At 63.0% G+C, this 24554-nt stretch carries 28 protein-coding genes; 13 read left to right on the top strand and 15 right to left on the bottom strand.

Going from position 1 to position 24554, the window contains the following annotated elements; translation table 11 throughout:
* Positions 1 to 38: 38 nt before the first annotated feature.
* Positions 39 to 404, top strand: a complete 366-nt coding sequence (locus ACGYLO_RS05215; RefSeq protein WP_271687923.1) for a hypothetical protein — start codon at positions 39 to 41, stop codon at positions 402 to 404.
* Here the strand turns inward: ACGYLO_RS05215 and ACGYLO_RS05210 are convergent.
* The 4 genes from ACGYLO_RS05210 to ACGYLO_RS05195 form a co-directional block, all read right to left on the bottom strand.
* On the bottom strand, positions 401 to 1984 hold the full coding sequence (locus ACGYLO_RS05210; protein ID WP_271687922.1) for a Ppx/GppA family phosphatase: 1584 nt from the start codon (positions 1982 to 1984) through the stop codon (positions 401 to 403). The genes ACGYLO_RS05215 and ACGYLO_RS05210 overlap by 4 nt on opposite strands.
* A gap of 83 nt (positions 1985 to 2067) precedes the next feature.
* Positions 2068 to 4242: an RNA degradosome polyphosphate kinase gene (locus tag ACGYLO_RS05205; RefSeq protein WP_209219043.1), complete on the bottom strand. Its 2175-nt coding sequence runs from the start codon at positions 4240 to 4242 to the stop codon at positions 2068 to 2070.
* 61 nt (positions 4243 to 4303) lie between these two features.
* Entirely contained in the window at positions 4304 to 4984 is a 681-nt protein-coding gene (locus tag ACGYLO_RS05200) for a DnaA ATPase domain-containing protein (protein ID WP_271687921.1), read from the bottom strand.
* A 1-nt stretch (position 4985) separates the two neighbouring features.
* Positions 4986 to 6068, bottom strand: coding sequence for an AI-2E family transporter (locus ACGYLO_RS05195; RefSeq protein ID WP_067265471.1), 1083 nt, complete (start codon positions 6066 to 6068; stop codon positions 4986 to 4988).
* 201 nt (positions 6069 to 6269) lie between these two features.
* Between ACGYLO_RS05195 and proS the strand changes: the two genes are divergently transcribed.
* The 4 genes from proS to ACGYLO_RS05175 are packed head-to-tail and all read left to right on the top strand — an operon-like array spanning position 6270 to position 10151.
* A complete protein-coding gene (proS, locus tag ACGYLO_RS05190; RefSeq protein ID WP_271687920.1) occupies positions 6270 to 7610 on the top strand; it encodes a proline--tRNA ligase in 1341 nt (446 codons plus the stop codon).
* A gap of 8 nt (positions 7611 to 7618) precedes the next feature.
* Positions 7619 to 8125 (top strand): DUF2937 family protein, encoded by a 507-nt coding sequence (locus ACGYLO_RS05185; protein ID WP_271687918.1) that lies wholly within the window; start codon positions 7619 to 7621, stop codon positions 8123 to 8125.
* 54 nt (positions 8126 to 8179) lie between these two features.
* A complete protein-coding gene (locus ACGYLO_RS05180) occupies positions 8180 to 9475 on the top strand; it encodes a lipoprotein-releasing ABC transporter permease subunit (RefSeq protein ID WP_271687916.1) in 1296 nt (431 codons plus the stop codon).
* On the top strand, positions 9468 to 10151 hold the full coding sequence (locus tag ACGYLO_RS05175; RefSeq protein ID WP_271687915.1) for an ABC transporter ATP-binding protein: 684 nt from the start codon (positions 9468 to 9470) through the stop codon (positions 10149 to 10151). The genes ACGYLO_RS05180 and ACGYLO_RS05175 overlap by 8 nt, the downstream gene beginning before the upstream one ends.
* 1 nt (position 10152) lies before the next feature.
* On the opposite strand, the gene ACGYLO_RS05170 is transcribed toward ACGYLO_RS05175, so the two are convergent.
* The 6 genes from ACGYLO_RS05170 to ACGYLO_RS05145 form a co-directional block, all read right to left on the bottom strand.
* Positions 10153 to 10830 carry a hypothetical protein gene (locus ACGYLO_RS05170; RefSeq protein WP_271687914.1) on the bottom strand — a complete coding sequence of 226 codons (678 nt, stop codon included), beginning with the start codon at positions 10828 to 10830 and terminating at the stop codon, positions 10153 to 10155.
* 390 nt (positions 10831 to 11220) lie between these two features.
* The gene (locus ACGYLO_RS05165) at positions 11221 to 11559 is read right to left on the bottom strand and encodes a DUF6693 family protein (RefSeq protein WP_271687912.1); all 339 of its coding nucleotides are present in this window, start codon (positions 11557 to 11559) and stop codon (positions 11221 to 11223) included.
* A gap of 94 nt (positions 11560 to 11653) precedes the next feature.
* Positions 11654 to 13609, bottom strand: a complete 1956-nt coding sequence (gene parE, locus ACGYLO_RS05160; RefSeq protein WP_271687910.1) for a DNA topoisomerase IV subunit B — start codon at positions 13607 to 13609, stop codon at positions 11654 to 11656.
* A 96-nt stretch (positions 13610 to 13705) separates the two neighbouring features.
* Complete coding sequence (locus ACGYLO_RS05155) at positions 13706 to 14083, bottom strand: type II toxin-antitoxin system death-on-curing family toxin (protein ID WP_271687909.1); 378 nt, start codon at positions 14081 to 14083, stop codon at positions 13706 to 13708.
* Complete coding sequence (locus ACGYLO_RS05150) at positions 14080 to 14328, bottom strand: hypothetical protein (protein WP_093926785.1); 249 nt, start codon at positions 14326 to 14328, stop codon at positions 14080 to 14082. Before ACGYLO_RS05150 ends, ACGYLO_RS05155 begins: the two co-directional genes overlap by 4 nt.
* A gap of 47 nt (positions 14329 to 14375) precedes the next feature.
* Complete coding sequence (locus ACGYLO_RS05145) at positions 14376 to 15263, bottom strand: alpha/beta fold hydrolase (RefSeq protein WP_271687908.1); 888 nt, start codon at positions 15261 to 15263, stop codon at positions 14376 to 14378.
* Positions 15264 to 15412: 149 nt separating this feature from the next.
* Here ACGYLO_RS05145 and ACGYLO_RS05140 point away from each other — a divergent pair, with 149 nt between their 5' ends.
* On the top strand, positions 15413 to 16768 hold the full coding sequence (locus ACGYLO_RS05140) for an MATE family efflux transporter (protein WP_271687907.1): 1356 nt from the start codon (positions 15413 to 15415) through the stop codon (positions 16766 to 16768).
* 3 nt (positions 16769 to 16771) lie between these two features.
* Here the strand turns inward: ACGYLO_RS05140 and ACGYLO_RS05135 are convergent, their stop codons facing one another.
* Positions 16772 to 17173, bottom strand: coding sequence for a hypothetical protein (locus ACGYLO_RS05135; RefSeq protein ID WP_276154291.1), 402 nt, complete (start codon positions 17171 to 17173; stop codon positions 16772 to 16774).
* Between the two features lie 11 nt (positions 17174 to 17184).
* On the bottom strand, positions 17185 to 18387 hold the full coding sequence (locus ACGYLO_RS05130; RefSeq protein WP_271687904.1) for a pyridoxal phosphate-dependent aminotransferase: 1203 nt from the start codon (positions 18385 to 18387) through the stop codon (positions 17185 to 17187).
* A gap of 85 nt (positions 18388 to 18472) precedes the next feature.
* Here ACGYLO_RS05130 and ACGYLO_RS05125 point away from each other — a divergent pair, with 85 nt between their 5' ends.
* The 3 genes from ACGYLO_RS05125 (at position 18473) to ACGYLO_RS05115 (ending at position 19718) form a co-directional block, all read left to right on the top strand.
* Positions 18473 to 18874 (top strand): helix-turn-helix domain-containing protein, encoded by a 402-nt coding sequence (locus ACGYLO_RS05125; RefSeq protein ID WP_209219029.1) that lies wholly within the window; start codon positions 18473 to 18475, stop codon positions 18872 to 18874.
* Positions 18867 to 19133: a succinate dehydrogenase assembly factor 2 gene (locus ACGYLO_RS05120; RefSeq protein WP_271687902.1), complete on the top strand. Its 267-nt coding sequence runs from the start codon at positions 18867 to 18869 to the stop codon at positions 19131 to 19133. The genes ACGYLO_RS05125 and ACGYLO_RS05120 overlap by 8 nt, the downstream gene beginning before the upstream one ends.
* Before the next feature lie 84 nt (positions 19134 to 19217).
* Positions 19218 to 19718 (top strand): MarR family winged helix-turn-helix transcriptional regulator, encoded by a 501-nt coding sequence (locus ACGYLO_RS05115; protein ID WP_271687900.1) that lies wholly within the window; start codon positions 19218 to 19220, stop codon positions 19716 to 19718.
* Here the strand turns inward: ACGYLO_RS05115 and ACGYLO_RS05110 are convergent.
* Entirely contained in the window at positions 19712 to 20455 is a 744-nt protein-coding gene (locus ACGYLO_RS05110; protein WP_271687898.1) for a DUF1194 domain-containing protein, read from the bottom strand. The genes ACGYLO_RS05115 and ACGYLO_RS05110 overlap by 7 nt on opposite strands.
* Before the next feature lie 106 nt (positions 20456 to 20561).
* Positions 20562 to 20996 (bottom strand): VOC family protein, encoded by a 435-nt coding sequence (locus ACGYLO_RS05105; RefSeq protein WP_067262125.1) that lies wholly within the window; start codon positions 20994 to 20996, stop codon positions 20562 to 20564.
* A 223-nt stretch (positions 20997 to 21219) separates the two neighbouring features.
* Between ACGYLO_RS05105 and ACGYLO_RS05100 the strand changes: the two genes are divergently transcribed.
* From ACGYLO_RS05100 to ACGYLO_RS05085, 4 genes are all read left to right on the top strand, one after another.
* Positions 21220 to 22053, top strand: coding sequence for a thymidylate synthase (locus ACGYLO_RS05100; protein ID WP_271689985.1), 834 nt, complete (start codon positions 21220 to 21222; stop codon positions 22051 to 22053).
* Positions 22053 to 22532 carry a dihydrofolate reductase gene (locus tag ACGYLO_RS05095; protein ID WP_271687895.1) on the top strand — a complete coding sequence of 160 codons (480 nt, stop codon included), beginning with the start codon at positions 22053 to 22055 and terminating at the stop codon, positions 22530 to 22532. The genes ACGYLO_RS05100 and ACGYLO_RS05095 overlap by 1 nt, the downstream gene beginning before the upstream one ends.
* 43 nt (positions 22533 to 22575) lie before the next feature.
* Positions 22576 to 23760, top strand: a complete 1185-nt coding sequence (locus ACGYLO_RS05090; RefSeq protein WP_271687893.1) for a cytochrome P450 — start codon at positions 22576 to 22578, stop codon at positions 23758 to 23760.
* Positions 23761 to 23843: 83 nt separating this feature from the next.
* A complete protein-coding gene (locus ACGYLO_RS05085) occupies positions 23844 to 24137 on the top strand; it encodes a hypothetical protein (protein WP_271687891.1) in 294 nt (97 codons plus the stop codon).
* Positions 24138 to 24191: 54 nt separating this feature from the next.
* Here ACGYLO_RS05085 and ACGYLO_RS05080 read toward each other — a convergent pair whose 3' ends face one another.
* Positions 24192 to 24398, bottom strand: a complete 207-nt coding sequence (locus ACGYLO_RS05080; RefSeq protein ID WP_271687890.1) for a cold-shock protein — start codon at positions 24396 to 24398, stop codon at positions 24192 to 24194.
* Positions 24399 to 24554 lie beyond the last annotated feature (156 nt).

Here is a 24554-nt window from a genome sequence, read left to right as displayed (position 1 = left end):
CGCGCGGCGCCGCCTACTTCAATCCTATGACACGCTTTATGCCCCTTATCGCCCTTTGTGCGGTACTGCCCCTCGCAGCCCATGCGCAGGAAGAATCCGAAGAACGCGGTCTCGGCCTGATGGAGCGCGGCGCGCAGATGTTCATGGACGGGATCATGGATGAAATGGGCCCGGTCATGGAGGGGTTTGAAGGGTTCACCGAGGCCATGCGCCCCGCGCTGCGTGACTTCGCGCGGGAGATGGGGCCGAAGCTTACGGAACTTTTGGACGAGGTCGAGGATTGGAGCGCCTATCAAGCGCCCGAGATGCAGCCCAACGGCGATATCATCATCCGCCGCAAGCCCGATCACCCGATGGTCCCGCCAGAGACTCCAACCGAACCCGCGCCGCAGATCGAGCTTTAACGCGCGGCGCGTTTGCCGGTGCGAACATGCACCTCTGCCTCAAGCGATTTGGCGAGTGAGTTCAGCCGCGCCTCTGCGACCTCTCCGAAAAGGGGGACCATGTCGGGGGTGAGCCAGAGTTCCAATTGCTTCTTCTTGGGGAACCAGCGCAATTCGCCGCGCTGTTCGCCCTTGTCCATCCAGAGCATCGCGCCAAAGCGCATGGCCTTGCCAAGGATTTCGGCCTCCAACCGGGTCTTTTCGTCGACCATTTCATAGAGGTCTTCGAAACGCGTGTTTTCACGCTTGTTGGAATAGCGGTGCAGCAGGGCCAGCCCGAGGTAGATGCGTTCGGCGTGTTTCAGCCCACCGAGATTGGCGCGGGTGGCATTGTCGAAACAGGTCTCGGCCCGGTAGTCGGGATGCGCGCGCCAACTGACATCATGCAAAAGGCAGGCCGCTTTGACCAAACGCCTACGGGCGTGGGGGGCAGAGCGGTAGAGCGGCAGGATGAAGTTATAAAGCACCTTGCCGAAACCGGGCATCCGCGCGTCCTTCGCCTCGGCAAAATAGCAGGCTTCGATCAGTGGATCCCGGTCGCGCAGGCGCTGCGGCATCTGCTCATAAAGCATGCCTTCGCGGATGCCGTAGCTGGAAATGGCGATGTCCTTGGGCCGGAAGGTTTTGACCAGACGGCTCAGCACCTCGGCGGCGTAGGGCACCAGCGACATCCGGCTGGCGGAGACGCCGCAGGCATTGCGCAGCTCTTCCAGATCGGAGGATTGGATGAACTTCACCGTCTCGCGAACCGAGGTCACGGTCATGCGGTATTCATGCAGCACATGCAGCGGATAGCCCCGGCGGTACATGTCGATCCGCGCGATCGCCCGCCATGAGCCGCCCACAAGGAACAACCGGTCGCGCTGGCTGCCCATTTTTTCCTGAAGCCCGGTGATGACCTCTTTGATATGCGCGTGCCGCCCCTTGGCCCCGCCCTTGAGGTCGCGCAGCTTAAGGGGGCCAAGCTGGGAGGTGACCCGCCGCCCGACGCGCCCGCCCGAGATTTCGGCAAGCTCCATCGAAGAGCCGCCGATGTCGCAGACAAGGCCGTAAGCGCCGGGCCAGCCCAAAAGCACCCCTTGCGCCGAGAGCCGCGCCTCTTCCTCGCCGTCGATCACCCAGATGCGGAGCCCGGTTTCGCGCAGCACATCGGCGCAGAAGGCGCGCCCGTCACTGGCATCGCGCACCGCCGCCGTGGCGACGACGGTAAGCTCCGACAGGCCCATGCCATCGGCCAATTTGCTGAACCGCCGCAGGGCCGAGAGCGCGCGGGCGCGCCCTTCGGGGGACAGATGCCCGGTCTCGGCCATGCCCGCGCCCAAGGCGCACATGATCTTTTCGTTGTAGAAATAGGCCGGAGAGCGCGCCGCGCCGTCAAAGACCACCAGCCGGACGGAGTTCGACCCCACATCCACCACGCCGACGCGGGCCAGCGCCCGCGCGCCCGGATCCTGAAACAAGGGTTTTCCGAAAAGGCCCAGTTCCGCCACGCCCGTCTCAGGGACGGGGGCGGCTCGGGAAGGGTCGGTCTGGTCTGCCATCAATGCTCCTGCGGGCCATCCGTTTCACTGGATAATTGGCGCAGGGGGGCGGTGAGGTCAATTGCCAAAGGGGCGCTTGCCGGTCAATCCTCGGTATGGGTTAGCTTTGGCACATCCGACGCCCCGGCGCTGCCCCGACCTGAAAGTGAGGGATTTTCCATGAAAAACCGGTGGCAATTGAAGGCAAAAGTGCCTTCAGGGATCGCCGGGCGGGTGAATTTACCATCCGGCCCCATGACCCAGCTTTGCGCCACGTCAGCCAGATTGGCCGCCATGATCTGGCTGGTGATTTGCGCCTTCACGGTGGGGTTTTCGATCTCGACCAATGTCTCGACCCGCCGGTTCAGGTTGCGGCCCATCCAATCGGCAGAAGACATGAAGACCCGTGCCTTTTTATGCGGCAGCCCGTGGCCATTGCCGAAACAGACGATGCGGCTGTGTTCCAAAAAGCGCCCGATGATGGATTTGACGCGGATGTTGTCCGACAGCCCCTTCACCCCGGGGCGCAGCCCGCAGATGCCGCGAATGACGAGGCTGATTTCCACCCCGGCTTGGCTTGCGTCATACAGCGCGTCGATCACCTCGGCATCAATGAGCGCGTTCATCTTGGCCCAGATCACGGCGGGGCGTCCGGCGCGGGCATGTTCGGCCTCGGCGCGGATCATCTCAAGCAGGCGCGGCTTGAGCGTCGTGGGCGAAATGGCAAGGTTTTCTAACTGCTCCGGCGGGGCGTAGCCCGACAGAAAGTTGAACACTTTTGTCGCATCGCGCCCAAGGCTCGAGTCGCAGGTAAAGAGCGACAGGTCCGTATAAATCCGCGCGGTGATCGGGTGATAGTTGCCGGTGCCGTAGTGGGTATAGGTCACCAGTTGATCGCCCTCACGGCGCACCACGGTCGAGATCTTGGCGTGGGTCTTGAGATCGAGAAAGCCGTAGACCACATGCGCGCCCGCGCGCTCCAAACGGCGCGATTGGCGGATGTTGGCGGCCTCATCAAAGCGGGCCTTCAGCTCGACCAGTGCGGTGACCGATTTCCCATCCTCCGCCGCTTCGCAAAGCGCGCTGACGATGGGGCTGTCGCGCGAGGTGCGGTAGAGCGTCTGCTTGATCGCCACCACATCTGGGTCGCGCGCCGCTTGGGCAAGGAAACGCACCACCATGTCGAAGGTCTCGTAAGGGTGGTGCAGCAGCATGTCTTTCTGCCGGATCGCCGCGAACATATCGCCGTCATGGTCGCTGACCCGCTCAGGCACGCGCGGGGTAAACTGCGGCCAGAGCAGGTCTGGCCGGGCATCGGTCACCAATTTCGACAGGTCAGCGATGCCCAACATGCCGTCGATCTCGATCACGTCTTGGGGGCGCACGCAGAGCTCGCGCATGACGACGGATTTCAGCTTTTCCGGCGCGCCTGCGGAATGGGTCAGGCGCACGACTTCGCCCCGGCGGCGGCGTTTCAGGGCGACCTCGAATTCCCGTACGAGGTCTTCGGCCTCATCCTCGACCTCAAGATCGCTGTCGCGCAGCACGCGGAATTCGAAATGCGCCTTGAGTTTGTAGCCCGGAAAGAGGTTGGGGATATTGATGATCAGCAGATCTTCCAGCGGCAGGTAGCGCAGGCAGCCATCAGGGGCGGGCAGGGGGACGAAACGGTCGATCTGCGCCGGGATCGGCAGCAGCGCCTGTAGCGGGCGTTTGTCGCGGGTCCGCTCCAGTTGCAGCGCCAGCGCATAGCCGGTGTTAGGGATGAAGGGGAAGGGGTGCGCCGGGTCGATGGCCAGCGGCGACAGGACGGCAAAGACTTGGTTGAGGAAGACCCCTTCGAGATGTTTGTGATCGGCCTCGGTCAGATCGGCGGTGCGCTCCAGCATGATGTTCTGCGCGTCCATCTCGGCCATGAGGTCGACCAGCACGCGCTGCTGGGACATCATCAGATTGCGCGCGTCTTCGTTGATCAACACCAGTTGCTCACCGGGGCTCAGCCCATCGGCGGCGGCGGTGGTGTTGCCCGCCTGCGCAAGCTCGCGCAGGCCCGCCACGCGCACGGTATAGAATTCATCCAGATTGGTTGCCGAAATCGACAGGAAGCGCAGCCGCTCCAACAGCGGCACGCGCGGGTTCTCGGCCTCTTCCAGCACCCGCCAGTTGAAGTCGAGCCAGCTCAACTCACGGTTAAAGAACCGGCCCGGCCCGGCGGTGTCGAGATCGGGCAGATCGGTGGCGGGCGGAAAGGGCGCTTGCAGGAAATCGGCTTGGGTCATGCGGGCCTCATGACATTGGAATGTAACGGGTTTGCGAAGGCTTGCGTTAATTATTCCAGTATCACGTGCGCGGCGGGGCGATGTCCAGCACCTGCGCGGCTAGTGCGCGGGTCAGGGGGCGCTTCTGTGCAAGGCTGGCGGCATCCAGCCGGTCAACCAGCGCGATGGCGGCGGCAAAGGATCGGTCCATCCGCGTCATGAGGTAGTTGATTAGCTCCGGCTTGGGCGTCAGTTGCCGGTCGGCCAGCAGTTTGACCAGCAGGGCCGAGAGCAGCGCATCGTCGGGCGCCTCCATCTCGACCATCGTGGCGCCGCGCATCCGGCTGACCAGATCGGGCAGGGTGAGCCCCCAATGCGCCACCGGCCCGGTGCCGGTGAGCAGCAGCGCCTGACCTTCGGCCAGCACGAGGTTGTGCAGATGGAACAGCGCCGTTTGCGCCGCCGCGTCACCGGCGATCAGATGCACATCCTCCACCGCCACGGGGCCACGGGCGAGGGCGGGAATGTCGGCCTCCAACAGATCCACCGCACTGATGATCCGCGCGCCCGAAAGGTCTGCCCAAACATGCGTCAGATGCGTCTTGCCCGAGCCTTGCGGCCCGGTCAGCGCCAGCTTGCCGCCCGCCCAACCGCGCCAGCCGTCGATCATCGCCATGGCCATGGCGTTGGAGGGGGCGACAAAGAAAGCGTCGCGGCCCAGAGCCGTTCGGCTGGGCAGGTTCAACCCGAGTTGGTGGGCCATGTTAGCGGATGTCCTCGTCGACGGTCGTTTCAGGCTCTCGGCCTTTGTAGAGCACGCTTTCGCGGTAGCGGGCCGTGGCGAAACGCGCGATCACCCCGATGGCGGCGGCCACGGGCACTGCAACCAAGAGGCCCACGAAGCCGAAAAGCGTGCCGAAGACGGACAGTGCCAGCAGCAGCCAGACCGGGTGCAGACCGACCGAGTTGCCCACGAGCTTTGGCGTCAGCAGGTTGCCCTCGACCACTTGGCCCAGCACAAAGATGCCCGCGACGAGACCGATGGAGAGCCAATCCCCCCAGAATTGAAACAACGCCAGACCGATCGCCAGCGCCCCGCCGATCAACGCGCCGAGGTAGGGGATGAAGGTGACCAGCCCCGCGACAAAGCCGACGACGAGGCCGAATTGCAGCCCCACCAGCATCAACGCCACGGCGTAATAGGTGCCAAGGATCAAGCAGACCGTGCCCATGCCGCGCACGAAAGAGGCCAACGTCGCGTCAATCTCGCGTGCCAACTGGCGAATCGTCGGGGCATGGTCGCGCGGCAGCAGCCGGTCGATCGCGGCGACCATACGGTCCCAATCGAGCAGCAGGTAAACCGCGACCACCGGGACGATGACGAACAGGAGCAGGACGTTGATCAGCGAGGCAAAGGAGGCCAGCGCGGTTTGCAGCAATTGCCCGCCGCGTTCCTGAATGGTGGTGCCCAGCGTCGTCAGCGAGGTGCGCAGGGTCGAATCGTCATCCAAGAGAGAGGGGAAACGGTCGGTGATGAAATCGGTGAAATTGCGGGTGAGCTTGGGGGCGGTCTCGATCAAGTTCACGGTCTGATTGACCAGCGTCGGGATCACCAAAAGCGCCATCAGCACGAAGACCAAAAGCGCCACCACGGTGATGACGGCGGTGGCCATCGTACGGCTGAGCCCCAAACGTTCCAACCGGTCGGCCACGGGGTCGAGAAAATAGGCAATCGCCCCGCCCAGCAGGAAGGGCAGCATCACATCGCCGATGAACCACAGCGCCACCATGAACACCGCTGCCGCGATGCCCCAGTACTTCAATTGGTCTCTGATTGGCAGGGCCATGGCGCTCTCCGGCAGGGAATGCCATCACATCGCCCATGTGGCGTTTCGTTTCAAGCCTTGGCTGCGGGTGGCGCGCGGGTGAGAGGCGCGGAGCGGGGTCGTGGTGGAACTGGCCCGGCGGGCCGCCAGACCTCTGCGATGTGATTGTCTCGCCCTTTGACATGCACTAGTCAGGGGGCAATGCGTCAATGAGGAAACACCATGCGTCTGTCCCAATATTTTCTGCCCGTGCTGAAGGAAAACCCTGCCGAGGCGCAGATCGTCAGCCACCGGTTGATGCTGCGGGCGGGGATGATCAAGCAATCCAGCGCGGGGATCTATTCTTGGCTGCCGCTGGGCTACAAGGTGCTGCGCAAGGTCGAAGAGATCGTGCACCAAGAGCAGCAGCGCGTGGGCCATATCCCGATGCTGATGCCAACGCTGCAATCGGCGGACCTGTGGAAGGAATCGGGCCGCTATGACGCCTATGGCCCCGAGATGCTGCGCATCCGCGACCGGCAGGACCGCGACATGCTCTATGGTCCCACCAACGAAGAGATGATCACCGACATCTTCCGCAGCCATGTCGGCTCTTACAAGGACCTGCCGCTGACGCTCTACCACATCCAGTGGAAATTCCGTGACGAGATCCGCCCGCGTTTCGGCGTGATGCGGGGGCGTGAGTTCCTGATGAAGGACGGCTACAACTTCGACCTCACCAAAGAGGACGCGTTGCACGCCTATAACCGCCATCTGGTCAGCTACCTGCGCACCTATGAGCGGATGGGCCTGCAAGCGATCCCGATGCGCGCCGACTCTGGCCCCATCGGCGGCGACGACACGCATGAGTTCCTCGTGCTGGCCGAAACGGGCGAGTCGGAGGTTTTCTATGACAGCGAGATCACCGATCTGACCTTCGGCGACCGCGAGATCGACCCCAATGATCACGACGCCTGCCGCGCGGTGCTGGAGGAGTTCACCTCCCGCTACGCCCGCACGGATGAGACCCATGATCCGGAGGTATTTGCCAAGGTACCGGAAGAACGCCAGCGCAGCGCCCGCGGCATCGAAGTGGGGCAAATCTTCTATTTCGGCACCAAATATTCCGACGCGATGAACGCCAAGGTGCAGGGGCCGGACGGCAAACAGGTGCCGGTGCATATGGGCAGCCACGGCATCGGCGTCAGCCGTCTGCTGGGCGCGATCATTGAGGCCAGCCATGACGACAAGGGCATCATCTGGCCCGAAGGGGTGACGCCCTTCCACGCGGGGATCGTGAACCTCAAACAGGGCGATGCGGAGGCCGACGCGGCCTGTGACGCGCTTTACAAGAGCCTCAAGGCGCTGGGCCTCGATCCGCTTTATGATGACCGCAAGGGCGGGGCGGGGATGAAGTTCGCCACGATGGATCTGATCGGCCTGCCGTGGCGGATCACCGTCGGCCCGCGCGGGCTGAAGAACGGCGTGGTCGAACTCACCAGCCGCCGCACGGGCGAGAGCGAGGAACTGCCGCCCGAACAGGCGGTTGAGAAGATCGCCAAGATCTACGCCGGTATCGTCTGAGGGCCGCGATGATCCTGCGGGCGCTGACATTGGCCGGTGGGATCGTAAGCGCAGGCATTGCCGCACAAGGCCCGGGGTTCACCCGGGCCTATGTGTTTCAACTGGAGGCGGCAGAGCAGCGCCTCGCCAAAGTCGTGGCGGATTTCGATGCCGCCGCGCAGGCCGCGGGGCTCGACCGGGAAGGCGCCGTGGCGCGGCTGCGTGGATCGGCGCTGCTGGAGCGTCGGCGCTTGGACATGCGCCGCAACATCGAACGGCAAGGGTGGCTTGAGGCCACATTGCCGAGGCTCCAATCAGCGGGCCCGTTCCTGCGTTGCTATCTGCTATGGCGTAACCCGGATGCCGAAGCCTTGCGCGCCGCCCTGCGCGGCTTTGCCCCCACAGCCCCGCGCAGCCGGGCCGAATGGCTCTTCGCCGGTTTGGGGTTCATCGCGGGGGCCAGTCTTACCCGCCTGCTGCTATGGCTGCCCACATGGCCCGCGCGCTTCCGCCGCCGCCGGGCATTGCGTTCTTGACCCTGGTGGGGCAAAGCCTCAGGTTGCGCGCACCTCAGACCGGAGCCTTCCCCCATGGCCAGCAAACCCACACGCACCGCCCCATTCGCGGCCTTTGAATGGATGATCGCTTGGCGCTACCTGCGCGCCCGCCGCGCCGAAGGGGGCGTCAGCGTCATGACGTGGATCAGTCTCATCGGCATCACGCTGGCGGTCTTCGCGCTGATCGCCACGCTTTCGGTCCGCTCAGGGTTCAGGGCCGAGTTCGTCGACACGATCCTCGGGGCCAATGCCCATGTCACCGTCTACACGATGGGAGAGGTGCTGCCCAACGGCCAGATCGACCGCACCATCGACGATTACGAGGCCATGGCCGAGCGGGTGGCAGCCGTCGAAGGCGTGACCCGTGTGGCCCCGCTGGTGCGGCAACAGGTCATGGCCAATCGCCGCCAGTCGAACGCGGGGGTCGAGGTTTTCGGCATCGCTTCGGACGATTTGATGACCATCCCCGGCATCCAGCCTTCGGAGCGTTCTTTCGGTGACATCACGCGTTTTGAAGATGGCATGGCCATCGGCAGCGGCGTGGCGCAGTCCTTGGGCGTGCAGGTGGGCGATAGCGTCAAGCTGATCTCGCCCAATGGGGTAAAGACCGCCTTTGGCACCAGCCCGCGGGTCAATGCCTATGAGGTGGTCTATATCTTCTCTGCCGGGCGCTACGATATTGATAAGACAAGGGTTTACCTGCCAATTGCCGAGGCGCAGAGCTTTTTTAACCGCGAGGGCGTGGCGGATGAGCTGGAGGTTATGGTCGAGGATCCCGAGGGGGTGGACGCCATGGCGCACACGCTCATGCAGGCGGCGGGCGAGCGGGCGCAGGTCTGGACTTGGCGCGACGCTTCGGGTTCCTTCCTCTCGGCGCTCGACATAGAAGACCGGGTCATGTTCGTGATCCTCAGCGTGCTGGTGCTGATTGCGGCGATGAACATCGTTTCGGGGCTGATCATGTTGGTCAAGAACAAGGGCCGCGACATCGGCATCCTGCGTACCATGGGGCTCAGCGAAGGCTCGGTGCTGCGGGTGTTCTTCATCTGCGGTGCCTTCACCGGCATCATCGGCACCATTGCGGGCGTGGTGCTGGGGGTACTGTTTGCAATTTACGTCGACCAGATCTTCGCCTTTGTGAACTACCTCAGCGGCGGCAATGCCTGGGATGCTTCGATCCGCGGCATCTATTTCTTGCCCGCGAAACTGCAATTGGGCGATGTGCTCTCAGCCGTGGCGCTCTCGCTCGGCCTGTCTTTCGTCGTCACGATCTTTCCCGCCCGCCGCGCGGCGCGGATGAACCCGGTGGAGGCCCTGCGCTATGAATGATCCCGTCCTGCGCCTGAGCGGCATTTCCAAGTCCTACAACCCCGGCAAGCCGAACGAGGTGCAGGTGCTGCGCGGCATCGACCTTGAGGTGGCCCCCGGCGAGGTGGTCGCGCTGGTGGCGCCCTCCGGGGCGGGTAAGTCGACGCTGCTGCATATCGCGGGGCTTTTGGACACCGCCGACAGCGGCACGGTGCAGATCGCGGGCGATGACCTGACGGGCCAGAGCGACCGCCGCCGCACGGCCGTGCGCCGCGCCGACGTGGGCTTCATCTACCAGTTCCACCACCTGCTGCCCGAGTTCACGGCGCTGGAAAACATCGTGCTGCCGCAGCTGGCAAATGGCGTGGTGCGCAAGGAGGCCGAGGCGCGGGCGCGGGAGCTACTGACGCAGGTCGGCATCGCCGAGCGCGCCGATCACCGCCCCGCCGCCATGTCGGGCGGTGAGCAGCAGCGGGTGGCCTTTTGCCGCGCGCTGGCCAATGCGCCACGCCTGCTGCTGGCGGATGAGCCAACGGGCAACCTCGACCCTTCGACCTCGGATCAGGTTTTCGCCGCGCTGATGGCGCTGGTGCGCGGCACCGGGCTTTCGGCGGTGATCGCTACCCATAACCTCGAGCTGGCGGCCCGGATGGACCGGCAAATCCGGCTCGACGCGGGGCAGTTGGTGCCGGTCTGACTCAGCCGCAGATGTTTTCTAACTCGACCCCGTCCCAGGGCAGGCCCACGTCATAGGGGCGGCTCTGGGGCAGGGGGGCCACGGGCATGACCTCCGACAGCATCGCATGCAACCGCTTGGTGCGCGGCGCCTGCGGGTCGAGCGCGCGGCAGCAGACGAATTCCTCCACGATCGAGCCTTGCTGTTCATAGCCGAAATCGAGGAAGCGCGGCTTGGTATCCACGTCGAAGAGGTAGGGGTCCGGGCTGGAGAACTGCTCGGAGGCCGCGCGCAGGGGCGAATAGCCGGTGAGGTCGCGGTTCTGCCATTGCCAGACATGGGTGATCTCATGCGCCAGCAGCATGGCGGCGATCAGCCCGATGCGGTCGGGATGGTCGGGCAGGTAATCCTCAAGGTACCAGTCCTTGTCGAAGAGCACATGGTTGAAGAGCGCCACGGCGGCGGGTTTCGAGGTGACGGTCTCGCCCACCTGCGGCGGCAGGATACGCTCGCGGCAGGTGGTGCGCGGGCGCGGCTTGCGGCGGAAGGTGACCGCGCGGGTGGGCGCGCCGTCGTGCAAGCGCACGCGGTCGTAGTTGAGGGTGGGCCCGTGGATGGTGGCGAGATAGGCGCGTTCGTTGTCCGTCAGCGGCCGACCGCAGGCGGTGAGGAGGAGGCAGAGGAGAAGTGCGCGGATCATGGAATGAGTTAGGCGCGGGGCAGGCTGTGGATCAAGGGGGAAGTTTGGACAGCCGCGAAACAGTAGGGCCGCGCCCGACCTCGGGCCGGAGGGCTACTTGGAAAAGGTCCAGTGGACCTTTTCAGCCCGGAGGGCGGCGCAAGCCGCGGGGTGCACGCATGTGCGCCCTCCCCGTGGGGGAGGGTGAAGACCGTCTCGCAAACTCTCTGGGGGAGAGTTTGAGGTCTGAACGGGCGGAGCCCCGGACAGGCGCGGCCCGGGACGGGGTCCCGGGCTGGTTTTTCAGATGACTTCGATTTGAGCGTAAACGCCTTACTTCTTGGAAGAAGGGGCGCTGATGCTGCTGGGCTTAGAGCCGACGATGACCTGCCAGCACCTAAGAAAAGACGTTTAAAGAGGCCGAATTGTAGCGGCATTAAGCAGTCGTTTGATCACAGCAGGCCAGTAAACAAAATACGCCAAGCCTAATGTGATGATCGACAGTAGAAGCCAGAACAATGCGTGCCCTATGATGTCCGCGAAAGAGACTTCAACATTGATCTTCCCCACAGTGTTTCCCGCAGGGTCGACCAAGGTGGATCGGTTCATCGGCGCCTTCAAAAAGTAATAAGGCAGGACGAACAAAGCCAAACCAAAAGTTATAACGGAAAGCAGAATCCAAATGATGATTTGGCCTATCGCTTCCCCAACCGAAAAATCGCATTTAAGCTTATAGCCGTTTAGGGTCATGGGAAATTACCTCAGTTAAAAAAGTAACTATTCCCATAGTTGTTTTCTTCGGTCAAACTCAACTTAAGCTTCGGGTTGGCTCTTTTCAGCCCCCTCAAACATCCAACTCCTCCACAAACTGCGCATTTTGCTGAATATAAGCAAAGCGCATCTCCGGCTTCTTCCCCATCAACCGCTCCACCAGATCCCCGGTCTCGCCCGGCACGTCCTCGTCCACGGTCACGCGGATGAGCTTGCGGGTCTCGGGGTCCATCGTGGTCTCCTTAAGGTCCTTCGCGTCCATCTCGCCCAGACCCTTAAAGCGGCTGACGTCGATCTTGCCTTTCCCGCCCAAGCCCTTCTCCAACCACATGTTTTTCTCAGCCTCATCAAGGCAATAGACCCGTTTTGCACCTTGGGTGAGGCGGAACAGCGGCGGGCAGGCGAGATACAGATGCCCGGCATCGATCAGCGGGCGCATCTGGGTGAAGAAGAAGGTCATCAAAAGCGAGGCGATATGCGCGCCGTCGACGTCGGCGTCGGTCATGATGATGATCTTGTCATAGCGCAGATCGTCGAGGTTGAACTTGGTGCCCATGCCGACGCCAAGCGCCTCGCAAAGGTCGTTGATCTCGGCATTGGTCGTCAGCTTGCTGGAGGCAGCGCCCAGCACGTTGAGGATCTTGCCCTTAAGCGGCAGCAGCGCTTGTTTCTCGCGGTTGCGCGCACCCTTGCCGGAGCCGCCGGCGCTGTCGCCCTCGACAATGAAAAGCTCCGTGCCCTCGCGCGATTTGCTGGTGCAATCGGTCAGCTTGCCGGGCAGGCGCAGTTTCTTGGTGGCGGATTTGCGGGCGGTTTCTTTCTCCTGCTTGCGGCGCATCCGCTCCTCGGCGCGCAGCACCAGAAAGTCGAGGATCGCGCCCGCGGATTTCGTATCCGCCGCCAGCCAGTTGTCGAAATGGTCGCGCACCGCGTTTTCGACCAGCCGCTGCGCCTCGGTGGTGGCCAGACGGTCCTTGGTCTGGCCCACGAACTCCGGCTCGCGGATAAAGCAGGAGACCAGCGCACAACCCCCGGTGATCAGGTCGTCGCGGGTGATGTCCTTGGCCTTGCGGTTGTTGGCCAACTCGCCGTAGGCGCGGATGCCTTTCAGGATCGCGGCCCAGAAGCCGCTTTCATGGGTGCCGCCCTCGGGCGTGGGGACGGTGTTACAGTAGGACTGGATGAAACCGTCGCGCGCGGGCGTCCAGTTGATCGCCCATTCGACCTTGCCCGGCACGCCAAAGCGCTCTTGGAACTCGACGGTGCCCGCAAAAGGGTTCTCGGCATAGGTCGTGGCCTTGCCCAGCGTCTCGCGCAGGTAGTCGGCCAGGCCGCCGGGGAAGTGGAAGGTCGCCTCCATCGGCGTGTCGCCGTCTTCGATCTCGGACTTCCAGCGGATCTCGACGCCGGAGAAGAGATAGGCCTTGGAGCGGACCATCTTGAGCAGGCGCGAGGGTTTGAAGCGGTGCGCGCCAAAAATCTGTTCGTCGGGGTGGAAGGTCACGGTGGTGCCCCGGCGGTTGGGGGCCGCGCCGATCTTCTCCACCGGGCCCTGCGGGATGCCGCGCGAGAAGCGTTGCTCAAAGAGTTCACGGTTCCGCGCGACCTGTACGACCATGGAATCGCTGAGCGCGTTGACCACCGAAGCGCCAACCCCGTGCAGACCGCCCGAGGTCTGATAGGCCTTGCCCGAGAACTTGCCGCCCGCGTGCAGGGTGCAGAGGATCACCTCGAGCGCAGATTTGTCGGGAAACTTCGGGTGCGGGTCGATCGGGATGCCGCGGCCGTTGTCGCGGATGGTGACCGAGTAATCGGCGTTCAACTCCACCTCGATCCGGTTGGCATGGCCCGCGACAGCCTCGTCCATCGAGTTGTCGAGCACCTCGGCCACCATATGGTGCAGCGCGCGCTCATCGGTGCCGCCGATATACATGCCGGGACGTTTGCGGACGGGCTCCAGCCCCTCCAGCACTTCGATGGAGGAGGCATCGTATTCGGTGGGTTCCTGGCCGGAAAGAAGGTCGGTCATGCGGGCCTGCTCTTTGTTTGTGGGTGGGGGCCATTTTGACAGCCCCGCGCGCCGGGGGCAATCGCGGGTTTGTCTTGGGCTGCTGTTTTGCCCCGGTCAGCCAGCTTTGGCGCGCAGCCAATCGGCAAGGGTCTCTTCATCGATGCGGCCTTGGGCCACTTCGCGGATCAGATCGCCTGCCTCGATGGTTTCGTGGTCAAGCTGCACCCCATTGAGATCAAGGCAGATATCGAGAACGAGATGCGCGGTTCGCTTGTTGGCGTCGTTAAAGACATGCCCGGTGGCAACTGCCACGCAATAGGCCGCGGCAAGGTCGAAAACATCTTCGATCATGCCGTAGACTAGCCGGTTATCGACCCGCGCCAATGCCCCTTCTAGCGATTTGTCCAAGGCCATGCCGGCCAACTCGCCTGGGTTCAGTGCGGAATCGTGAATTTTGACGACGAGGTCAGGTGAAAGCAGCACATAGGTCATTTATCTTTGAGGTAGTCCAGAACGGGCTGATTGATGTGCTTCCTGCGGGCAATGCTCTCCATCACCTCATCCAGCGTGGCCACACGCGGCTCTTCTTGCAACGTCGCCTCGGCGGGTACGAAATAGCCCACGCAGCGCGAGTTCTTCATCACCGCCACGGGCTTGCCGCCCGAGCGTTCCAATACCTTATGCGGCTCGCGCATCTCGGTCATGGTGGCGATGTGGTTGGTGTGAATGCGGGTCATGGCGCGGCTCCTGAATGCATATCTTAATATACATTATTTCGCCCATTTTACAAGGGCCGCTGCCTGCTCCAGTCCAGCACCGCCGCCGCGACCTCCGACGGCTTTTGGTGGTGCAGCCAGTGATCCGCCCCTTCGATCTCGACCCGGGTGAGGTCCGGCGCGAAAGCCTCCAACCCGGCGGTGGCTTCGGGCAGAAGGGCGGTGTCCTCCGTTCCCCAAATCAGCAGATGCGGGCAGGTGATGCGCAAACGGTCGACCGGGAATTCTGGCAGGTCGCGTAGGGGCTTGCCGGGCGCGGCGACTTGCAGGGGGGAGGCGCGATACCAGTTGATCATCGCCCTGAGCCGCCCCGGCCGCCCCCATTCCGCGCGGTAGTCCTCAAGCCGCGCGGGCGTCAGCCAGCTGAGGTCCATATGGGCGGAAAAGAGGTCGAGCAGGCCCGCGAAATCGTCCCGCGCCAACCGCACCGCGCTGCCTTCGGCGCGCAGGGCGTTAATATATTGCGAGGCGCGCGACTGCGCACCGCCTGCGGCCATGGCGCGCTGAAACGGCACGGGATGCACGCCGTTGAGGACGACCAGCCGGGCCACCAGCTCAGGCCGGAACATCGCCAAAGCGTAGCCCACGGAGGCCCCCCAGTCATGTGCCAAGACGGTCACCGGCCTGTCGCCGATCAAAGCGGCCATATCGGCCATGAGATGCGCCATCGCATAGGGTTCGATCCCCTCGGGCGCGCTGCTTTGGCCATAGCCGCGCTGGTCGGGGGCGATGCAGTGGAAGTCTTGGCTCAACAGCGGTGCCAGATCACGCCACGCGCCGCCGTATTCGGGAAAACCGTGAAGCATCAACAACGGCGGCAGGCTCTCATCGCCCCAGTGGCGAATGAAAATCTCCTGACCGTTCAATCGGCGGGTTTCGGTCCGTGTCGGTTCCATCGCGAGCCCTCCTGCCATCAGCTTTGCTGTTAAGGGCCGCGGACGCAAGGATTTCATGGCAAAACAGTGGCATCGACGCCGCGCAAACCCATGGCAGAGCGTAAAAACCGCACTTCCCCTTTGCAGCGACCCGGCGTAAGGCTTGGGCCATGAGCAAGACTATGACCAACCGCAATCACGTCCGGGCGATCCTGACACTCGGCCTGCCGCTGATCGGCGGGCATCTGGCACAGATGGCCATCGGCGTGACCGATACCGTCATGCTCGGCTGGTATTCGGTCGAGGCACTGGCGGCGGTTGTTCTGGGCAGCACTTATTTCTTCGTGCTGTTCATTTTTGGTTCGGGCTTTGCCATGGCGGTGATGCCCTTGGTGGCCGCCTATGACGCCGAGGATGACGAGATCGGCCTGCGCCGCGCCACGCGCATGGGGCTGTGGCTCTCGGTGGGGTTCGCCATGATCGCGCTGCCCGCGATGATCTGGTCGCCCGCGGTGCTGGACCTTTTGGGGCAGGGGCCGAACCTTGCTGACCGGGCGGGCGATTACCTCAAAGTGGCGGGCTGGGGGATTCTGCCCGCGCTTTTGGTGATGGTGTTGAAATCCTACCTCGCTGCGTTGGAGCGCACGCAGGTGGTGCTGTGGATCACCCTGCTGGCCGCCGGGGTCAATGCGTTGGCGAATTACGCGCTGATCTTCGGCAACTGGGGCGCGCCGGAGCTTGGCGTGATGGGGGCGGCTGTGGCCTCGGTCACGACGCAATGCGTCTCGTTGATCGGGGTGGTGATCTATGTGCTGATCGCCCTGCCGCAGCACAGCCTGTTCGTGCGCCTCTGGCGGGTGGACGGGCAGATGTTGCTGCGGGTGTTTACGCTGGGCCTGCCGATTGGCCTGACCACGCTGAGCGAAGTCGGCCTTTTCGCCGCCTCCTCGCTGATGATGGGCTGGCTGGGGACGATCCCGCTGGCCGCACATGGCATCGCGATCCAACTCGCCTCACTGACCTTCATGGTGCATCTGGGGCTGAGCAATGTCGCCACGATCCGCGCGGGCAATGCCTATGGCCGCCGCGACGTGCCGCATATGAAGCGCGGCGCGGTGATCGTGCTGGTCCTGTCGCTGGTCTTTGCGCTGATCACTATGATCGGTTTCGTCGGCTACCCCGAGCCGCTGATCTCGGTCTTCATGCAAGAGAATGAGCCTGCGCGGGCCGAGATCCTTGCCATCGGCACCGGCCTTCTGGTGATGGCGGCGCTGTTCCAACTGGTCGATGGGGCGCAGGTGGTAGCCCTTGGTCTGTTGCGCGGGGTGCAGGATACCAAAGTGCCGATGGTCATGGCCGCGGTCAGCTATTGGATCGTCGGCATGCCCTGCTCCTACCTGCTGGGCTTTGTGCTGGGCTTCGGAGCGATGGGCATCTGGGCCGGGTTGGTGGCGGGGCTGGCCGTGGCCGGGCTGCTGCTGAATGCGCGGTTCTGGGGTGTGATCGTGAAGCGGCTGGCGGTCTAAGCGTCAGCCCCGGTCCATCCGATCCGCCTTTTTGCGTACCAGCGTGCTGCGCAGGTCGTGCATGGCCAGCAGCAACTCATCCGTCACCGCCTCAAGCTCGGCATCCGTGGCGCGGGACTGCGCCCATTGGGTGGTGAGGTTCAGATGCTCCACCGCGCGGCGGATGTCATCGATCTCGCGCGCCGCAAGGGTCACGCGGCGGGCCTTGGTCCAGCGGGCAATCTCGGCCTGATCGGCCTCGGTCAAACGGTGCTGCCCATGGGGCTTTACCTCTCCGTTGCGGATGTTGACGACGGCGATCTGCTCCATCTCGATCCGGCGCTGGCGGTTCGCGGCATCCAGCCGAAACACCGCCGCGCCATTCTCGCGGACCCTGAAGTAATAGTCGGGAAGATCGCCCGCCATGGTGTTGTCCCTTACGTTAGCCCGGCGCAGAAGCTCTGGATGCGGCTGCACGCCTCTTTCAGCGCCTCATCTGAAGTAGCGTAGCTGACCCGGAAATTCGGCGAAAGCCCGAAGGCCGCGCCAAAGACGACCGCAACGCCGGTCTCCTCAAGCAAAGCGGTGGCGAAAGCCTCGTCATCCGTGATCTTGGTGCCCGCCGCCGAGGACTTGCCGATCAGCCCGGCGATGGAGGGATAGACGTAAAACGCCCCCTCGGGCGTGGGGCAGGTAATGCCCTCGATGGCCGAGAGCATCTCAACCACCAGATTGCGGCGGCGCACGAAAGTCTCGTTGTTTTCGGCGATGTAATCCTGCGTGCCGTTGAGCGCTTCCACAGCGGCCCATTGGCTGACCGAACAGGGGTTTGACGTGCTCTGCGACTGGATCTTGCGCATTGCACCGATCAGCTTTTCCGGCCCTGCGGCATAGCCGATGCGCCAGCCGGTCATGGCATAGGCTTTCGACACGCCATTGACCGTCAGCGTGCGGTCGTAGAGCGCGGGTTCCACCTGCGCAGGCGTGCAGAACTCGAAACCATCGTAGGCGAGGTGCTCATACATGTCGTCCGTCATCACCCAGACATGCGGGTGGCGCATCAGCACATCGGTGAGCGCCTTCAGCTCGTCGCGGCTGTAGCCTGCCCCGGTGGGGTTTGAGGGTGAGTTGAAGATGAACCACTTGGTCTTGGGCGTGATCGCCTCTTCCAGTGCCTCGGGGGTGAGCTTGAAATCATTCTCCAGCGTCGCGGGGGCAATGACCGGCGTGCCGCCTGCCAAGAGCACCATATCGGGGTAGCTGACCCAATAGGGCGCGGGGATCACGACTTCTTCGCCGGGGTTCATCGTGGCCATCAGCGCGTTGTAGAGGATCTGCTTGCCGCCGGTGCCGACGCTGACCTGTGCGGGCGTGTAGTCGAGGCCGTTGTCGCGCTTGAACTTGGCGCAGATCGCCTGTTTCAATTCGGGGATGCCGTCGACGGGGGTGTATTTCGTCTTGCCCGCGTTGATCGCGGCCACGGCTGCGTCTTTGATGTTCTGCGGCGTGTCGAAATCCGGCTCGCCCGCGCCAAGCGCGATGATGTCGCGCCCTGCGGCCTTGAGTTCTGCCGCTTTGGTGGTGACGGCGATGGTGGGCGACGGTTTGACCCGATCAAGGGTCGCGGACAGCAGTTCCATTTCAGCCTCGGGTTGCTTATGAATATCTCCACGTTCATAGGGGGCGTCCCCGCACCCGGCAAGGGTGTCTGGCAGGAGATAAAGCATGACCGACGAGATTGACTGGTACGGCCCCGAGGCCGCCACCTTTGGCGACCGGGTCGCGGCGGCCCGCGAACAGACCGGCATGACACAGGCGATGTTGGCCAAACGGCTGGGCGTGCGCCTGTCCACCCTGCGCGGCTGGGAAGACGACCTGTCAGAGCCGCGCGCCAACCGGCTGTCGATGCTGGCGGGGCTGCTCAATGTCTCGATGATGTGGTTGATCACGGGCGAAGGGGAGGGCGTCGATGCCCCCGAAGCGGGCGAGACCGCGCGCCGTGTCGACCTCGAAGAGGTGCTGGCCGATATGCGCGCCCTGCGCAGCGACCTGCTGAAAAAGGCCGAGACTGTCGGCAAATTGGAAAAGCGCATTCGGCGCCTCATGACGGAGCCCGCAGATGGCTGAAGCCCCCGAACACCGGATCAAACGCCTGCAAATGCGCTCTATGCGCCGGGGCATCAAGGAGATGGACCTGATCCTCTCGGCCTATGCCGAGGCGCGGTTGCCGCAGATGGATGACGCGGGCCTCACGCTTTACGACCAGGTGCTGAACGAGAATGACCACGACCTCTATCTTTGGGTCAGCGGACAGGCCGAGGTACCTGCCGAATATGCGGCTTTGATCGCGGATATCCGCGGGCAATTGGCCGAGGCGCGAGGCTAATTCAGAAAACCCGAAAGGGTTTAACGAATTATTCTGATTTTTTAGCGAGTTTCCGGTTCAAACAAAGTGAACCGGAGATTTCGCATGAGCATTCAAGACCCCGCCACGCAGCCGATGGCCATAAAGGGTTTCATGGCAGGCTATCTTGAGTCCCTGTCTTTGGTCGAGCGGTTGCACCGCTTGCTGCTGGACGTGATCAAGGACGAATTCGAACGCGTCGGCGTGTTGGAGATCAACGCGGTGCAGGCGCTGCTTTTGTTCAATATAGGCGATAATGAAGTGACCGCGGGAGAGCTTAAAAGCCGCGGTTACTATCAGGGCAGCAACGTCAGCTACAACCTCAAGAAACTGGTCGAAATGGGCTATATGCACCACCAGCGCTGCGAGATTGATCGCCGATCCGTGCGCGTGCGGCTGACCGAAAAGGGGCGCTATATCCGCGATGTGGTCGCCGATCTTTTCTCGCGCCATGCGGATGGGATGGAAAACAAGGGCGTCTTGGGGGATGCGGGGATCGAGGATATCACCCGCTCGCTCAAACGGATGGAGCGGTATTGGACGGACCAGATCCGCTATATCTACTGATCGCGGGCAGGGGGGAGGTGGGCATAGGCCCGCCCGTCCAATTCACGCAGCAGTTTTTGCGTCATGGCGCGGGCGTAATCTTCGAACCCCTCTGCCTTCTCAACGAATGCCCCGGGGCCGAGGACGACTTCGGCCCGGTAGTATGACGCCAACGCGCCGACCTCGGCTTGCCCATCGTCGTCAAGGCCCGCGTATTTCGCGCCGATCACCAAGCCGTTGATGATCAGCCCTTGTGGCCCAAGGGGCGTGTTTTGCAGACTGTCGCGTATATCCCGGGGCCGCGGGCCGAAGTTCGAGATACCATCGCCCGAAATATCCAGCGTGTGTTTCCGGCAGTCCGAACGCGTCGCCAACTGCCGCGCGCCGAATTGCATCGCATCGCCCAAGGCCGTGCCGGGAGAGGCCGCAATCCGCTCGGTGCTGCGCAAAAGGGTAATGGCATCGTCAAGCGTAGCCGCATCGCGCAGAGACGTCCAAGGCAGTATCACCCGCTGATCGCTGGACCCGCTCCACTCATAGACCATCAGATCGACGTGATCTCCGGGCTGCGCCAGCAGAGCGTCCCGCAGGCGCGGATCGTCCAACGCCTCGGCCAAACCGCCCATCTGCAACCGATACTCCCGCGCATCGACAGAACCGGAAACGTCCAGCCCCAAGGCCAGCGCCTGCCGACAGGCGGCCTCGGCCCATTGCGAGCCTGATAGGGTGAGAGAAAGGGCGAGGGCGGCGCGGATCATCTCTCTGCCTTCGGCAGGGCATCAGAAAAACGCGGCTCGTGCGCGGGAGGCGGAAAAGCCCTCCGCGCTACAATCACCAGCGCCGGGGCGGCGCGGGGGCTACCCCTTACCAATGGCCGGTGTTTTCCATGCTGGCCCATGGCTCCTGCGCGGGCAGGGCGTCACCCTCTTGCAGCAGTTCGACGGAAATATTGTCGGGCGAGCGGACAAAGGCCATGCGCCCGTCGCGCGGCGGGCGGTTGATGGTCACGCCGTTGTCTTGCAGGTGCTGGCAGGTCTCATAAATGTTCTCGACCGTATAGGCGAGGTGGCCGAAATGGCGGCTGTCGCTGGGCAGCGCGTCGTCGCCGTCCCAATTGTAGGTCAGCTCAACATCGGCGTGACCGTCGTCCATGCCCGGGGGGCAGAGGAAAACCAGCGTGAAACGGCCCCCTTCGTTGTCGATGCGGCGGCGCTCGACAAGGCCCAGAAGTTTGTAAAATGCGATGGAGGCGTCGAGATCTTTCACGCGCACCATGGTGTGCAGGTATTTGATGGGCATCGGTTTTCCTTTGGTTGGCTGGCCTGAACGGGGCGGCGCCCCTTCCAAGCTTGAATGTCGTTCAAAGCGGGCGGGGGCAAATCAACCCTTCGCGCTTCGCGGTGGAGTTTAGGGGCGAAACCGGCGGTGTCAAAGTGGGCGGGCGATGTCTGTTGATCGGCTTGAGGCCGAGGGCCCGGAAGGCTATGCAGAAGCAACCGCCACGAATGATGAGGAAGCCCGCGTGAAACAGTACCATGATGCGCTGCGCGAAGTGCTGGAGCAGGGGGTGACCTCGACCGATCGCACGGGAACGGGGACGATCTCTCATTTCGGGATGCAGCAGCGTTACCGGATGGCCGATGGCTTTCCGCTGGTCACCACGAAAAAGCTGCATCTAAAATCCATCGTGCATGAGCTTTTGTGGTTCCTCGCCGGGGATACGAACATTGCCTATCTCAAGGAAAACGGTGTACGCATCTGGGATGAATGGGCCGATGAAAACGGCGATCTCGGCCCGGTTTACGGCCACCAGTGGCGGCGTTTCCCGATGGTGGGCGAACCGATGCCCCAGCCCGATGGCACGGTGCTGCATCAGGCCGGGCAGGTCGATCAGATCGCCAAACTGGTCGAGGCGATCCGCAAGACCCCCGACAGCCGCCGCCTGATCGTTTCGGCGTGGAACCCCGGCGAGGTGGACCAGATGGCGCTGCCGCCCTGCCATACGCTCTGGCAGGTGCGTATCGCGGGCGGCAAGCTGCATTTGCAACTTTACCAGCGTTCGGCGGATATGTTCCTCGGCGTGCCGTTCAACATCGCCTCCTACGCGCTGCTCTTGGAAATGCTCGCCCATGTCACCGGCTACGCGCCGGGTGATTTCGTGCATTCCATGGGCGACGCGCATATCTACTCCAACCATCTGGAACAGGTAGAGACCCAGCTTGCGCGCACGCCAAAACCGCTGCCCAAGCTGCGGATCAACCGCGAGGTCAGTTCGATCTTCGATTTCCGCTATGAGGATTTCACTTTCGAAGGCTATGACCCCGACCCCGCGATCAAAGCGCCGGTGGCCGTCTGATGCTGAGCCTGATCGTCGCCCGCGCCCGCAACGGAGCCATTGGCAAAGACGGGGATATCCCTTGGTCGCTGCCCGAAGACCTGAAATTCTTTCAGCGTGAAACCACCGGCGGGGCCATCATCATGGGACGCCGTACCTGGGAGAGCTTGCCCTTCAAGCCGTTGAAAAACCGGCTGAATTGCGTCGTCTCCAGCAGCGAGGTCGAGGGCGTCCATGTGGCGCGCGACCCGCAAGCCGCTTTGGGCTATTGCGCGGCAGAGGGCTATCGCCGGGTCTACGGCATCGGCGGCGAAGGCATCTACCGTGCGCTTTTGCCCCTTGCGGACCGGCTTTTGGTGACCGAAGTGGATGTGGAAATCGACGGCGCCGATGCGTTCTTTCCCGAATTCGACCCAGACGAATGGATCGAATTGGGCAACCTTTGCCTGCGCACATCCGGTCCACGTGCCGTCGCGCGGGAGTGGCTGCGCCGCTGCTGACCGGCCATTGACATAGGCCGCGCGGCGGGCATCACTGCGGGCCATGTTTGATCTATCCGCACCGCCCGAAGGGTTTGTCGAGAACCCGTTCCCCCATTACGACCGCCTGCTGCGCGAGGCCCCGATGCTGCGCCAGCCTGACGGCTCGGTCCTGATTTGCCGCCATGCGGATCTGAACGCGATCTACCGCGACACCACGCTTTATATCTCGGACAAGAAACTCGCTTTTGCCCCGAAATTCGGCCCCGGCAGCCCCTTGTTCGAACATCACACCACCAGCCTCGTTTTCAATGACCCGCCTTTGCATACCCGCGTGCGGCGGATCATGACCTCGGCCCTCACGCCCAAGGCGCTGGCGCGGATGGAGCCGGGGTTGATCGACACGGTAGACCGGCTGCTTGAGGGGCTGAGCCCCACGCCGGACCTGATCGAGGACTATGCCAGTTGCATCCCGGTGCAGATCATCGGCAACCTGCTGGACGTGCCGATGGAAGAGCGTGGCCCGCTTCGCAATTGGTCGCTGGCGATCCTCGGCGCGCTGGAGCCGACCTTGAGCGATGCAGAACTTGAGGCGGGCCATACCGCGGTGCGCGAGTTCAAAGCCTATCTGCAAGACCTCATCGCGCGGCGCCGGGCCGCGCCGGGGGATCCTGAAACCGATGTGTTGACCCGGTTGATCGCGGGGGATGACGGGGGGCAGCTGACCGAGATCGAGTTGATCCAAAACTGTATTTTCATCCTGAACGCGGGCCATGAGACGACGACCAATCTGATCGGCAGCGCCCTTGCGCTGCTGCATGACCATCCCGACCAAAAGGCCCGGCTGCTGGCCGAGCCTGCTCTGATCGGGCCTTGTATCGAAGAGGTGCTGCGCTTCCGCTCGCCCAATCAATTCGGCAACCGGGAAACCACGGCCCCGGTCACCATCGGCGGGGTCGAGATTGCCGCGGGCAGCAACCTGCATCTCTGTATCGGCGCTGCGAACCGCGACCCGGAAGTCTTTGAGGCGCCGACAAAATTCGATATCGAGCGCAAGCCCAATCGGCATCTGGCCTTTGCCGGTGGCCCGCATGTCTGCGTGGGGCTGACCTTGGCGCGGATGGAAGGGAAGATCGCGCTTCAACGCTTTCTGAACCGCTACCCGGATTATGAAATTAGCGCGGCGCGCCAAGGGGGCGGGCGCATCCGCTTTCACGGCTATGCAACCCTTCCGGCCCGGCTGAACTAAAGCGGGCCTGCCATAAAAGACTGGACTAAAAGAAATCGCCCCGGCAATCTTCGTTAATATTATACATAATTACGAGGGTTATCATGCGTGTAACGACAGCTATTGCAGTGGCGGCAGGGCTGCTTTCAGCCGGGCTGGCCGGTCAGGTCTCGGCAGAGCCCAAGGTCTACGCCTATCCCAGTTCCGCAAATTATTGCCCGGCGGGGCTGCAGCCGGTGTCCCTTGGCGGGGCGATCTGCTGCGGCACGCCGAACCAGACCATGACCTATGCTGAGGTCAAGGCGCACCCCGTGCAGCGCCGTCACCGCGTGGTCACACCGCGCCGTTCAGCCCGCGTGCCTTGCCCGGTTGGGACCAAGGGCTGTTCGTATAACTGATCTTTCAAGCAACGCCCGGCGCGGGACGCCGGGTATTTTCTTGCAATATCGTGGCTAGAGCGGCGCGAGGTCGGTGGCCATCTGCCGTCCGTCGCGGCCTTCGGTCAATTCATAGCTGACCTTTTGATCGTCCGCCAAGCCGGTCAGGCCAGACCGTTCGACCGCCGAAATATGAACAAATACATCGTTACCGCCGCTTTCGGGGGCGATGAACCCGTAGCCTTTGGTGGTGTTAAACCATTTCACGGTGCCAGTTGGCATAATCTCCGCGCCTCCTTTGTCTTTGCGTCTCTGCGTCCAGCAGAATGGCGAAAGCGATTGAATTGCGACCCGCCATAATAGAAAGATCGCGCGGACTGGAAAAAAATCAAGCGATCAGCTGCGAGATCCGCAAATGGGCGCGGGATCGCGAGGCTG

The organism is Sulfitobacter sp. 1A13353 (assembly GCF_043557255.1).
In the GTDB taxonomy this organism is placed as follows: domain Bacteria; phylum Pseudomonadota; class Alphaproteobacteria; order Rhodobacterales; family Rhodobacteraceae; genus Sulfitobacter; species Sulfitobacter faviae.
This window is presented reverse-complemented; position numbering and strand designations above follow the sequence as displayed.